The organism is Arenibacter antarcticus, from assembly GCF_041320605.1.
Lineage (GTDB): Bacteria > Bacteroidota > Bacteroidia > Flavobacteriales > Flavobacteriaceae > Arenibacter > Arenibacter antarcticus.
In genome coordinates this window covers 2375965-2389763 of sequence record NZ_CP166679.1, presented here as the reverse complement: position 1 = coordinate 2389763, position 13799 = coordinate 2375965, and the positions used below count along the sequence as shown (strand labels likewise).

General features: G+C 36.4%; 8 protein-coding genes. 7 read left to right on the top strand and 1 reads right to left on the bottom strand.

Features of this window, described 5'->3' with window-relative positions:
- Nucleotides 1–48 precede the first annotated feature (48 nt).
- Nucleotides 49–1341: a dipeptidase gene (locus KCTC52924_RS09730; protein ID WP_251808039.1), complete on the top strand. Its 1293-nt coding sequence runs from the start codon at nt 49–51 to the stop codon at nt 1339–1341.
- Nucleotides 1342–1539: 198 nt separating this feature from the next.
- Here the strand turns inward: KCTC52924_RS09730 and KCTC52924_RS09725 are convergent, their stop codons facing one another.
- Entirely contained in the window at nt 1540–2721 is a 1182-nt protein-coding gene (locus tag KCTC52924_RS09725; protein ID WP_251808038.1) for a hypothetical protein, read from the bottom strand.
- Between the two features lie 160 nt (nt 2722–2881).
- Between KCTC52924_RS09725 and KCTC52924_RS09720 the strand changes: the two genes are divergently transcribed.
- From KCTC52924_RS09720 to KCTC52924_RS09695, 6 genes are all read left to right on the top strand, one after another.
- A complete protein-coding gene (locus tag KCTC52924_RS09720) occupies nt 2882–6115 on the top strand; it encodes a SusC/RagA family TonB-linked outer membrane protein (protein ID WP_251808037.1) in 3234 nt (1077 codons plus the stop codon).
- 4 nt (nt 6116–6119) lie between these two features.
- Nucleotides 6120–7610 (top strand): SusD/RagB family nutrient-binding outer membrane lipoprotein, encoded by a 1491-nt coding sequence (locus KCTC52924_RS09715; RefSeq protein WP_370671451.1) that lies wholly within the window; start codon nt 6120–6122, stop codon nt 7608–7610.
- A 180-nt stretch (nt 7611–7790) separates the two neighbouring features.
- On the top strand, nt 7791–8984 hold the full coding sequence (locus KCTC52924_RS09710) for a cation:dicarboxylate symporter family transporter (RefSeq protein WP_251808035.1): 1194 nt from the start codon (nt 7791–7793) through the stop codon (nt 8982–8984).
- Nucleotides 8985–9019: 35 nt separating this feature from the next.
- On the top strand, nt 9020–10015 hold the full coding sequence (locus tag KCTC52924_RS09705) for an aminopeptidase (protein WP_251808034.1): 996 nt from the start codon (nt 9020–9022) through the stop codon (nt 10013–10015).
- A gap of 328 nt (nt 10016–10343) precedes the next feature.
- Entirely contained in the window at nt 10344–11801 is a 1458-nt protein-coding gene (locus KCTC52924_RS09700) for a S41 family peptidase (RefSeq protein WP_251808033.1), read from the top strand.
- Between the two features lie 67 nt (nt 11802–11868).
- Nucleotides 11869–13293 (top strand): S41 family peptidase, encoded by a 1425-nt coding sequence (locus tag KCTC52924_RS09695; RefSeq protein ID WP_370671450.1) that lies wholly within the window; start codon nt 11869–11871, stop codon nt 13291–13293.
- The last annotated feature ends 506 nt before the right edge of the window (nt 13294–13799 follow it).

Below are 13799 nucleotides of genomic sequence, written 5' to 3'. Positions count from 1 at the left end.
AAGTAGATTAAATATAATCCTTTATCCTTTTTAACCAATCTTAAAATCATGAAAATTAAGTACGTATTCATTTTTGTATTGTTGTCCAACTTTTTTATGCAAGGACAATCCAAAGACAAAAACCTTTTGAAAGAAGCGAAAAGAATCCATCAAAAAGTAATTACCATTGACACTCATGATGATATAGACGTATCCAATTTTACTGCGGATAGAAATTATACCATGGATCTGCCTAATCAAGTAACATTGCCTAAAATGGAAAAAGGCGGTTTGGATGTAGCTTGGTTTATCGTATACACTGGACAAGGTCCACTCACACGAAAAGGCTATAAAAATGCCAGTAAAAATGCAATGGCAAAGTTTAATGCTATTCATCGTTTGGTAGAGGAATATGCACCAGATAAAATTGGTCTTGCCACAACCTCCAAGGAGGTACGCGAACTGGTTGGTTCCGGGAAAAAAGTTGCAATGATTGGTGTAGAAAATGGATATTCAATAGGAACTGACATCAAGAATGTAGAGAAATTTTATAATCTTGGAGCACGTTACATGTCATTGTCCCATAATGGCCATAGCCAATTGAGCGATTCCAATACTGGTGAAATAGACGATATATGGCTGCATAACGGATTGAGCAAATTAGGTAAAGAAGTAGTTAAGGAAATGAACAGGGTGGGAATGATGATAGACGTTTCACATCCCTCCAAAGAGGCCATGCGGGATATGATTGCTCTATCAAAAGCGCCAATTATCGCCTCACATTCTTCAGCGCGTGCAATATGTAATCATAGTAGGAATTTGGATGATGAGCAATTAGAATGGATGAAAGAAAATGGAGGAGTCGTACAAACAGTAGCCTTTAGGCGATATGTGAATACGGAAAAAAACGCGGCTTATTATGCCGGGCTTAATGAAATCTATCAACAGGTTGGAAAGGAAATAGGTTTCAAAATATTAAGTAGAAATGAAATTTCAGAATTGAACGAAAAGCAACTACAGAAATATGCAGACAATTTCCATCATCTAAAAGTAGTTGCGAAGTCTAAAATAGATAATTGGAAAAAAATCGCTCCTCCTGTAAATGTTTCTGATTTTGTAGACCATATCGATTACATAGTGAAAAAAATAGGAATAAACCATGTTGGAATCAGCTCTGATTTTGATGGTAACGGTGGAGTTGAAGGATGGAATGACGCCTCCGAAACATTGAATGTAACTTTGGAATTGGTAAAAAGAGGTTATAATGAAGAGGAAATAGCTAAATTATGGGGTGAAAACCTATTGCGGGTTTTAGACGAAGTTCAAGATGTAGCTTCCAAAATCAAAAAACAAAAAACATAAATTTAACGCTTCTAAAACAAGTTAAAACCATAAATGGATTTAACTTGTTTTATTTTTATTTATCAGGCCTATTGGTGCTCTCTAAATCGAATTCAACTTAAAAGCTAAATCGGATAGGAAATATAGTGGCTTATTATGATTTTGATTCTTTATTTTTCAACTTAATAGGGTCATTACTATGAGCTGGTCAACTTTTTTTCACTCTTGCAAAATAGTCAACAACTCAATAGGTTCAACTGCAGTAAACAAAGGGGCGGTATAGGAATCAAAAAAACGTGCAATGGCTTCTTCTGATATTTCTTTATCTTTTTTGACCAATAGAATCGGAAATGAAGCCGGGATTGTCAGCAGGCTCGGTGTAAGGAATAACCCTGAAATAACTCCTTTATCTTTGTTATAATTATTAATATTTAGATAGGCATGAACGTTATTACTTTTCAAATTCCTATTTATTCTACTGTTTCTTAATTTAATATGAAGTGTATTACTATCAGCAAGGGTTGCTGAACCATTAAACGACTTTTTCTCAAAAGTTGCCTCAATTTCCGATGTTTCCAAAATCACCAATTTACCATTTAGAATTCTACCATTTTTATAGGGCCAGTAAAACACATATTCGCCCACTAAGGTTTTTGACAGTAATAATTTTGGTAAATCATCCAAAGTAGGAGGGGTGATTGTTTCGATAGTGAAATTTTTATTCAATAGAAAAGCGGTGGCCTTAGGATTAGTAGTGCCATTAATTGTTTTAATCGCCTCTTCCTTGGATTCCGCTTTTTCCATAATAACGTTCCCCGCAGTAGGAGAACCATCCCTTTTTATTGTGCTGTACGTGCCTATCAATATTGGCCTGCCATGTTTTATGGTCCCAGAAAAGAACGAATAGAATGCTCTAACGGGGGTTGTATCTCCCTTTTTTTCGAGATATAAAAAAGAATAGCTTTCAACAACATCAAATGTTCCTTTCCAAAGTGAGGATGTATGATTAGGGTCATTAAAGTCAATGGTAGCCCATTTCTTTTCTTTAATCGTTACCAACCCTTTCCCTACTATCTGCTTCGCATATGAGAAATAATATAAGACATAATATGTAGTTTCTACCTTTTGTATTTCCTGGGTAAAATCCAATCCAGTACTTGTAAATGTTTCATTGTCCTTATCATATTTGAGGCCATATTCAGCCAGTATTTTATTGAAAACCTCAGACCTGCTCTTCCCTTCTATTATTTTTTGAGGATATCTCGCTATATTTTTTGCCTTACTTAATGAATAGTAATTTATACGGCTACTCACACGGTTTTGACTAACCTTATGTTCCTTTAGAAAAATAAGTAGCTTATCAATCAATTCCGAATAATCATTTAACCCTAAGTTGTTCATAAGAAAAAGGTTTAGTAATTCTCAAAAATAACAAAATAAAAAAGAAAATTTCTGAAAATTTCTGAAATAAACAGACAGCTATAGTTTAATGGCTCATAAAATTATAATATTACATCTTCAACCAATAATACTATTGAAGGATAACCTCAAACTGAACCCTATGAAAAATAAACTTTTACAAATACAAATTATTTTTGTTCTATTAATTTGTGGCACATCAATAGGCCAGAATGTATCAATTAGCGGAACTGTAAATGACCTTAACGGGGACCCATTGCCTGGAGCATCAGTTGTTATAGAAGGAACTTCTAAGGGTGTGGTTACTGATTTTGATGGAAACTACAGTATTGAAATAGAAAGCTCAGAACTCAAATCAAATGGTGGTCCTTATGTTTATATGATTGCAAGCTATGTAGGTTTTGCAAATAGCAGGATTGAAATTGGTAATAAAACTGTGATTAATTTTAAGCTATCCGAAGATGCAGAATCGTTGGATGAAGTTGTAGTGACTGCACTTGGAATTACAAGGGAAAAAAGATCCTTGGGTTATGCTACAGAGCAAGTGAAAGCTGAAAAGCTAGGCTTATCTGCCGAGAGTAACGTGGTAAACCTTCTTTCCGGACAAGCAGCTGGAGTACAAGTCACAGGAAGTAACAATATTGGTGGTTCTTCTAGTGTAGTCATTAGGGGGGTAAGTTCTCTTGGGGGTAATAATCAACCTCTATTTGTAATTGACGGCACCCCCATGATAAACAATAATATCAATTCTTTAAACACACAACAGGGAACAAGAGGTAGAGATTATGGTAATGGAATAAGTGACATTAATTCTGATGATATAGAAACTATAACGGTATTAAGAGGTGCTAATGCCTCAGCATTATATGGATCCCGAGCTGCGAATGGTGTTGTGTTGATTACCACGAAAAAAGGAAGAGCAACTACAAAAGGACTTGGAGTCTCTGTCACTAATTCATTGGAGATAGGTCAAGTTTTCGACCTTCCTAACTATCAGAATAAATATGGTGGTGGTGCAACACAGAAATTCAGTGACTACAATGGAGAATTAATCCCAGATTACACAACAGATGAGAGTTGGGGGCCGATGCTTGATGGAACTTTGGTTAGACAGTATTACAGCTGGTTTAAGGACGATCCAGACTACGGGAAAAAAACACCTTGGGTTGCTCATCCTAATAATGTGAAAGACTTTTATCAATCTGCGATGAATAAAAAGACGAGCGTATCTGTATCAGGGCGGGGTGAGACTAGTCAGTTCCGGCTATCTTATACGAATCTGGATCAAGAAGGAGTTGTACCCAATAGCAGCTTATCACGTAATTCAATAAGTGTTAGCGCTTCTGATGAAATATCAGATAAACTAACCGCCGGTGCCAACTTCTCCTATATCAACACCTATACAAAGGGAAGACCATCTTTTGGATCCTCTGGAAATGGTAGTGAAGAAGGGTCAGGTCTGGACTCACCAGTAAGAGGAATGGACCAGTGGTTTCAAAGACAAGTCGATTTAAACCGTGCAAAGGATTACCAAACCAAATACGCTTCAAACAAATCATGGAATATTTCATCTCCTACTAATTTGGATGCGAAATTCTGGGACAACCCATATTTCACACTTTATAATAATTATACGGAAGACTGGAAAAATAGAGTATTTGGAAACGTATTTGCAAAATACCAAATCACAAAAAACCTATCTGCCGAAGTCAATGCGCGAACCGATTTTTACACTTTGAGAGCTGAAGCCAGGATTGTTAAAGGAAGTCAAGGAAATCTTTTCAATGGTGGGGAATATCAAGAATCAATGAGGAAATTTCAAGAAAACAACTATGACGCCCTTCTCAGGTATGAAAAGGATATTTCTGAATCATTGTCTCTTACTATAAATGCTGGAGCTAATAGAAGGGATTTTAGTAGTCATAAAAATGGAGGCATAACCATTGGAGGGCTATCAGTTCCAACCTTGTTTAGCCTAGAGTCTTCTGTAGATAGACCTATAATTGAAGACACAACGTTTAAGAAAAGAGTTAATAGTGTTTATTCTAGCGTCAGTTTGGGATATAAGGATTTACTTTATCTGGATGGGTCTTACCGATCAGACTGGTCATCCACTTTGCCTTCTGAAAACAATTCTTACCAATATCCTTCTTTTAACGGTAGTTTTATATTTTCAGAATTAATAGACTCTGGTTTATTGAATTATGGGAAACTAAGGGCTGGCTGGTCCAAAGTAGGTAACGACACCGACCCTTATAGTCTTGTTGGTGCCTTTTCAGCGGGTGTAGGCTATGGCAACTTGCCATTATACAGTGTGCCAAACACACTTAACAACTCCAATTTAAAACCTGAAGAGACCTATTCGAAGGAAATAGGTGTTGACCTCAAGATTTTGAACAACATAGACTTAGGCCTTACATATTACGATAGCTATACCACTAACCAAATAATCACATTGCCAGTTTCATCAACTTCAGGGTATTCCTCTTTCATAATTAATGCGGGGAGATTGAGCAACAGTGGCGTTGAAGCTACATTAGGAGCATCTCCCATACGAAGTCAGGATGGATTCAATTGGGATTTTTCCACCAATTTCGCTAAAAACACAAGTAAGGTAGAAGAGTTATATAAAGATGAATTGGGCAATGAAATTAATTCTGTAGTAATTAACAATAATAGCTCCAGCGTATTCATTACTGCGGAGGTAGGGAAACCTTATGGTACTTTTGTAGTAGATGGGTTCGAAAGAAACGAAAAGGGTGAGCGCCTAGTTGATGCTAACGGTAAATATATTAGGGAAAGAGGCATTAAAAAAGGTAGTTATTTACCGGACTGGACAGGTGGATTTTACAATACTTTTAGTTATAAAGGGTTTTCATTGTCTGCTAATATTGCCGTTCAAAAAGGAGGCCTTATCTTTTCTTATACCAACAGAGTGGGCACACGTTCGGGACAATTCGAAAATACGACAGGCTTAAATGACAAAGGGAATCCTGTCCGGAATCCTGTGGCTGAAGGAGGTGGTGTTTTAGCTCAGGGTGTTGATATCAATGGCAACCCTAATACAGTGTATCAAGATGCAAAAAGCTACTTTAAGAATTTAGACGATTTTTATGAAAACTTCCTATACGATGCTAGTTTTATAAAATTAAGAGATATCACCTTAAGTTATAAACTTCCTCGTAAATGGCTCGATAGAACACCTTTAGATAATATTGCTATTTCAATTTATGGACGAAATATTGCAACCTTACACAAAAACACTCCAAATATCGACCCAGAAGTAACCTATGGATCAGGGAATATTCAGGGGATAGAAAATTCCACCACTCCCGCTACACGTTATTTTGGAATGAACCTTAATGTTAAATTTTAGAATTATGAAAAACCTCGATATGAAAAAAAATAGCATTATGGCATTGGTTTTTACATGTTATATTACCTTAATCGGATGTACTACAGACTTTGAGGAAATAAATACCAACCCCAACAGTCCCGAATTTGTAGAAACATCTCAATTGCTGGCTGCCGCACAGAGTAATGCGAAGAGTACCCTCTTTACTCGTGAAAGAACTTCGATGATGTACGCCCAACATTGGGCAGAAACTGATTATACAGACGAAAGTACATATGCAAACCCAGAATCTAGTTTTTATAGTTTTTACAGTGGATGTTTAGCGGATCTTGAGGCAATTATAAAACTTAACACAGATGAAAAGACCAAATCCTCAGTTGTGGTTTCAGGTAGCAACAATAATCAATTGGCGGTTGCCAGAATCCTTAAAGCTTGGGTATACATGAACCTAACGGATATTTGGGGAGAAGTGCCCTATTCAGAAGCACTTCAAGGCAATTTAAACGCTAGCCCAAAATATGATCCACAATCTGAAATATACACAGATTTGATAAAAGAACTTAAAGAAGCTTCCCTTCAAATAGAAGCAGATGATCTACCTGTAAAAGGAGATATAATCTACAATGGCGATATGATGAAATGGAGGAAGTTTGCAAATTCCCTATTATTAAGAATAGGAATTCGACTTTCCAAGGTAGCGCCGGAAACGGGAAAGAAAATCGTTGTTGACGCGCTAGCTGCAGGAATATTTGAAAGCAATGATGATAATGCACTATACACCCATTTAGAAGATGAGAATAATGCAAATGATCATTATATAAATTTTATCAGACGTCAAGATTATGCCGTAAGTAATACTATGATCGCATATATGGAGGCTGGAAGCTTATCTGCAGTATTCGATCCAAGAATAGAAAAATATGCAAACCCCGCTGAAAATCCTGATCCTTCTAACGGTAATGTCTTTTATATTGGAGATTATGGTGGAATGCCATATGGCTTGACCAGCGAAGCTGCTTTAGATCTTTCCAACACCCTAAGTTCTTTCCCTGGAGATGCCGTAAGAAGTAAAACCACTCCAGCAATTCTTATGAGCTACCCTGAATTACTCTTCATTCAGGCTGAAGCTATTGAAAGAGGTTGGATAGCAGGGGAAGCAAAAGATAAAATGAAAGAGGCGGTTGCTGCAAGTATGGGATATTGGGAAATATCTGATGAAAAAGCACAGATTTATATTGATGGGTTGCTTATTGATCCGAATTCAATGATTGAAACAATCATGACCCAAAAATGGATAGCCCTTTATATGCAAGGGATTACTGCTTGGTCTGAATGGAGAAGGACTAACTATCCTGTTCTATCTCCTGGACCTTATACACAGGCCACAGATCAAATTCCACGAAGAAGATCTTATGATTCTGAAGAGCTTACCCTAAATGGCACCAATGTGAAAGCAGCCATCGAGAGACAAGGGCCAGACAGCTTTGAAACAAGAGTGTGGTGGGATAAAGAGTAAACTTTCCTTGAATATCAAAATTATTACAAAGACCAAATCTTCCTTTAGAATTAGCAAATGTATTGAGTTAGTTTAGTTAACATGGAGTCGGTTTAAAAAATCGATTCCATGTATTTTATGGAAGATTTTATCCTGTATGAAAGTTTAGTCATTATACCGAAAAGCATAAATTAAATATTGATGAAAAAATATATTAAAAAAGTTCCCCAATATATATGGACCCTCCTCGGTCTAATTATGGGAGTATTATTGGGCGGTTTTTTCCCTACCGAATTGGCATTTGTGGGTAAAGGAGTCTCAGTTTTCTTAAACGGTTTTATTGCAATTGTGCCATTGTTGATATTTTTTGCATTGAGTCCGGCAATAGCCAGTTTAGTTAAAAAAGGAAAAGGAGGCAAGTTGGCTACCTATGTTGTTCTGTGGTATGTAGGCACCTCAATTGTTGCGGGCTTGTTAGGAGTTATAATCTCTTCACTACTTTTTGATATGGCACCTTCCACAGGTGAAAATAGTTTTGCGGATGTAATTAGCATGTTTCAAATGCTAAATGGTGAAGCCGGCGCCTCCATGCCACTCATCGCGATTTTAATAGCGGTGCTGGCAGGGCTTTTAGCAATTAAAATACAGGCTCTTGACAACTTTTTGCAGAAAGTTCAAAACGGAATTTCAAACTCGTCAAGCTATTTGGGATATGTAATGATTCCATTGGTGTTTTTTCTCGGAATTACATTAGGGATTAAAAGTGGAGCTAGAGAAAGTCTAAATTATTATTTGCTCATGTCCTTGTATACTTTAGGCCTGTGTTTTCTTTGGTGGCTGCTTTACATTTTTATTATTGTAAAATGGGTGGCAAAACAACCCCTCAAAAAAGTAATTCGCGAATACTATTTACCAACAGCTGTATTTGCTGCTGGCACATGCTCTTCTTTAGCTACATTACCAATAAATATGGCTAATATTAAAAAATATGGTGTCGATAAAGATGTTGCGGATTTTGTGCTTCCAGTAGGGTCGATAATAAATCTAGACACTAGTGCTCTAGCTTACGTAGCCTATGCCCCATTTATTTTAACCGTGATTTTTGATATTCAGATAAGTTGGTCCATTCTGTTTATGGCATGGCCAGCAATAGTTTTGTTTACAATAGCTGCACCGGGGTTACCGGCTGGTATGGGGACCGCATTGTGGAGCTCCACACTATTTGCCTCTATGGTGGGACTTACAGGAGAGGTAAGAACAGAATTTATTGCCACATGGATTGCGCTCTCTGGTGGAATCCCCGATATGATCAGAACGGCAACAAATTGCACAAGCGATGGTTTCGCTGCCATTTTTTTCAATAAATATTTTGGCAAAGAGAATAAGAATAATTAATACTAATCAATTAAAGATAATAAATACGAAAAAACATGAATGATGTAAGATTTGCAAAAAGCTTCAAGAAATTAGTAGAAGTTAACGGAAATGTACAACCGGGAGAAACAGTAGTTATTGTAACCGATTTTTCAATGACCGATATTGCGCGCCAGTTAGCGGTGGCAGTAACTGCCGTAGACGGCATTGTAAGTATGTGCATAATGGACCAGAGAACTTTAGATGGACAGGAACCGCCAAAGCCCATTGCCGCAGCGATGAAAGAGGCCGATGTGATTTATTCCCCAGTGCAATATTCCATCACCCACACCATAGCTATGAAAGAGGCTCTTAAAAACGGAGCAAGAGCAATCTTGATGACTGCTCACAATGAGGAAGTCTTGTTAAGCCCTGCACTATTGAAAACAGATTTTCAAGCACAAGTACCCAAGTGTAAGGCTTTAGGTGAGGCGTTTTTAAAGGGAAATACAGTTAGACTGACATCTCCTAAAGGTACAGACCTAACATTTTCAACCAAAGGAAGAGGAGTTAATGTGTTGACTAATATTCCAAATCCCGGTGAATTGGCACCAGTACCGGATATAGAGGTAAATGTAGTTCCCGTAACCGGTTCTGCCAATGGTAAGCTTGTCATTGATGCCAGCGTACCTTATTTGGGCATTGGAATATTAAAAGAAGATATTATCTGTATAGTAAAAGATGGATTTATCACAAGTATGGAAGGTGGGGAGCAAGCAAAATTCCTAAAGGAAAAACTTGATTCCTATAACGACCCTAACTGTTTTAATGTGGCAGAACTTGGTGTTGGTATGAATCCAGAAGCACGATTAACTGGAAATATGCTGGATGACGAAGGAATTGTCGGTACAATCCACATTGGCATTGGAACTAGTCTTACATTAGGTGGAGAAATCGTGGCTCCAATACACTATGATTTAATTATGTGGGAACCAACCATTGAAATAGATGGGGTGGTGGTGCAACGGAACAAGGAACAACTTTTTTATAAGCCAGAAGAGTCCACTAAATAGATAAAGTAATTATTTGCAAAAATCAGGAAACCTATACCGCTTCGGTCAAAAGATTAGATTTAGATACTTCTTTTTTCCTTTGTGGTATAGGTATCTTCACAATCATACAAGCACCAAAAATAGAATTTAAAGTGGTGTTGAACCATGCTTAGTAAGTTACAAAAGATTGAAATAAACGAATTCTCAATAAATCGCTAATCAATTGCAATAAGAACTTAAATATTATCATTTTCACCATATTGAAACTCATAAAAAGATAAACATTAGTTGTGTTAGGGTGAGAAAATGACAGTCGATTAACTTAAAGAGAACAGCAAACTAAAATGCAATGCAATTAATTTTTAAACTCACACTAGTATTAGGAGTACTCTTGCCAGGAATCATATGTGCCCAGAATATTTCCAAGCGACAAGCTCTTGAAGATGTTGAACAATTTAAAGGTATATTACTCAATGAATCTTCCTATTTAAATAGTAAAGGGCTAAATCTAGAAAAGGAATTAGATTTCCTTTACAATTCATTGGATGAAACGGTTGACATAGAGGGTTTATATTATAGTTTAATGAAAATTGTTGGAAATATTGGTGATCGTCATGCTAGGGTGAGATGGGAAGGGATTAAAAACAGCGAAATCGGATTACCCTTTATCATGGCACCAATTTCAGGTAAGATTGTAGCATTAAAAAAGGACCTTAAAAACGACAAATATCTTCATTTCCAAAAAAATCATCCATTTGTAAAGGCAATTAATGGACTACCAATCGATCAATTTATGGATAGCATTGCCTGGTCCTATAAATATGCCCCTAAATATTCCAAAACCCATTACGTTACCAAAGAGCGGAACTATGACAAATTATTATCAAAAGTTTTCGGCAAATCGGATTCTTATGCGTTCACCTTTACAAATGAAAATGGAGATAAGGATAAAATTATAAATCTTAAGCTGGAAAACAATCCTAAGCTTTGGACGGATATCACCTATAAACCAAATATTGACGATGCTCAGAGTCTATTTAAGATTATAGGTAAAAATATAGGTTATATCAGTATTCCAGCAATGATCGATAGGAACGGTAAATACGGGAATCTATATAGATATGTTGAAGCATATATGCATGATTATAAAAATACTGATGCACTTATTATAGACTTAAGAAACAATGGTGGTGGCACACGACAGTTTTTAATGCAATTGGCCCCCTATTTTTTAAGTCCAGAAGCAAAGCCATGGATAGCCAATGTTGCTAAAATTAGAAGCGACCAAATGATTAGTGAAGATATGGAGTCTATGCAAGATCGTTATTTATATAATTATAATTCCCAAAATCTAACCGATTTAGACCGTAATGAAATTGATCTCTTTATGAATGACTTCAAATCAGCTTGGGAATATGATCCGAAACGATTTTCAGATTATTTTTACATGATTCTTCGACATGATATGGGCGTGAACCATTACTATTATGATAAACCGGTTTATATACTAGTGAACGAGCGCTCTTTTAGCGCTGCAAGTGTTTTTACAACAGCCGTAAAAGGAATGGGAAAGGTGAAAATCGCTGGGATACGTACTGATGGATCTAGTGGAAGAAGCAGGAAATATGACCTTAAGCATACTAAAATCAACCTGAAATTATCATCAATGATATCACTTCAGCGCGATGGTGAAACTTTGGACGCCAACGGTACGGAACCAGATATAATAATTGCGAAGGAAATGGACCAAGTATTGGGAAATAAGGATACACAACTAGAAACATTAATCCGACTCATAGAAAAATAACATTATGAAATCAAAGCTATTAACTTGCATTTATCTTCTGGCTATTATTTCTGGATGTGCCCCAAAAATGTCAAACAAGTATCAAGACATTGTTAGAAAACCCGCCGTTAATGACACGATGAACGCGTCTAAGATTAGCAAGCAGGAAGCTTTGCAAGATCTGGATGAAGTTGCGAAAATAATTAAACAGAATCATTCGTATATCCATACTGTCGATTTTAACTACCAGGAAGCCTTATCTGAAATAAAAGAAAGCTTGGACGATTCCGTATCAGTTTCCGTTCTTGCATTACAAATACATAAACTGGTACAGCATTTAGGTGATTCACATGCTTATGTAAATAACTGGATGGATTTATTGCCAAAACAGTTTGCTCCTGCTAAATATGGAATTAGAAATGGACGCATATTTGCCTACGATTTGAATGTCGACAGCTTATTGGCAAATCAATTTCCTTATGTTAAGTCTATAGATAATGTGCCAATAAAAAAATATTTTGAAAGAGCTGGCGCCATTTCGAGCGGTGAGGGCTCCTCAGAATCCTCAAAGTTTTTTAGGGGTAGACAGTTAATGCAGTACATCGGTTTCATGAGAAGTGAATTAGGTATTGCACAAGGTTCAACTGTCGAATACGTTTTAGAATCAGAAGATGGTTTAAAGGAAAAGAAAGTGGTGCTCCCTGTCTCTACAAAATCGGATTTCACTAAACCTTTCGGCCTAACTAAAGTAAGTAGTATACTCCCAAACAATATTGGATACTTACGTATGTATTCACAAAATGACACAGTATTGCTAAAGAGTATTGATTCCTTAATGATTTCTTTTAAGGATACGCAAGCACTTATTATAGATGCCAGACAATGTGGAGGTGGTAAAAGAAGCAATTTACAGGCTTTATTTCCTTATTTTATGAATATGGAAGATTCCCCTTATATTGCAAATGTGGCAAAACTAAGAATTCCACAAGATGTGTCTGAATTTGACCCCAAAGGCAAATTGGATGTAGGAGATAAAAAATTAAAATATATAGAGGATGACGATACTACTAAAGATGAATTAGAAGCATTACACCGATTTCTTACAGATTTTGAACCAGCTTACGAAGCTTCAAATACCGATTTTACGGATTGGTACTTTATGGCGATGACGGCGAAACCAGGAAAGTTTTATTATGACAAGCCAGTATATCTGATTATGGACTTTGGCGTGGGCAGCGCTGGTGATATATTTGTGTCCACTTTTAAAAACTGGAGAAATGTTACTCTGGTGGGCTCACCTAGCAACGGTAGAAGTGGTAATAGTATAACAACGAAACTCCAGCATAGTGGTATCCCGGTTAGGCTATCCACAATGATTTCTTATCAAAAAGACGGAGGATTATTTGATTGGGTCGGCATTCAACCAGATGTTAATATTGAACCAGAAATATCGGATTGGTTAGAAGAAACCGATACGGTTTTGGACCAGGTATTGATTATGGCCAATAATTAGGAGTTCACATCACTATAATTACTTGGATAATTATAGGGTTAGAAGTTCAGGCTATTTTAAACGTTAACACATTAATTAAAAACTCCGTTCTTTTCATATGAATAGCTACTACATCAATTTTTATTGACTCATCAAGATTCCAATTTCTTTATAGAATAGAAGATTTGTCATATTATACTTCTAAATTAAAAACCATTAGAAGGGTGTTAGCCATTTGAGTAGATAGTGTCATTCAACAGGGGTCAGATGACTTTAAAAAAATCTAACCTCTGTTATTTTATCCTTATACATATAACAAAATCTAAAATCACTCAATTATATACTTACTGATATCGCGATATTCAAGTTTTCTGTGGTGTTCAAAACACTTATTGACCATCTCATCCAATATATTTCTTGTAATCTATAACCCCATAATAAATTACTCAAAATGTCCATCCCAATAAGGATTTCTAACTCTTGTAGCTCCTCCTAAGGCATTCATGAGCTGAATTAAAAACTGAACG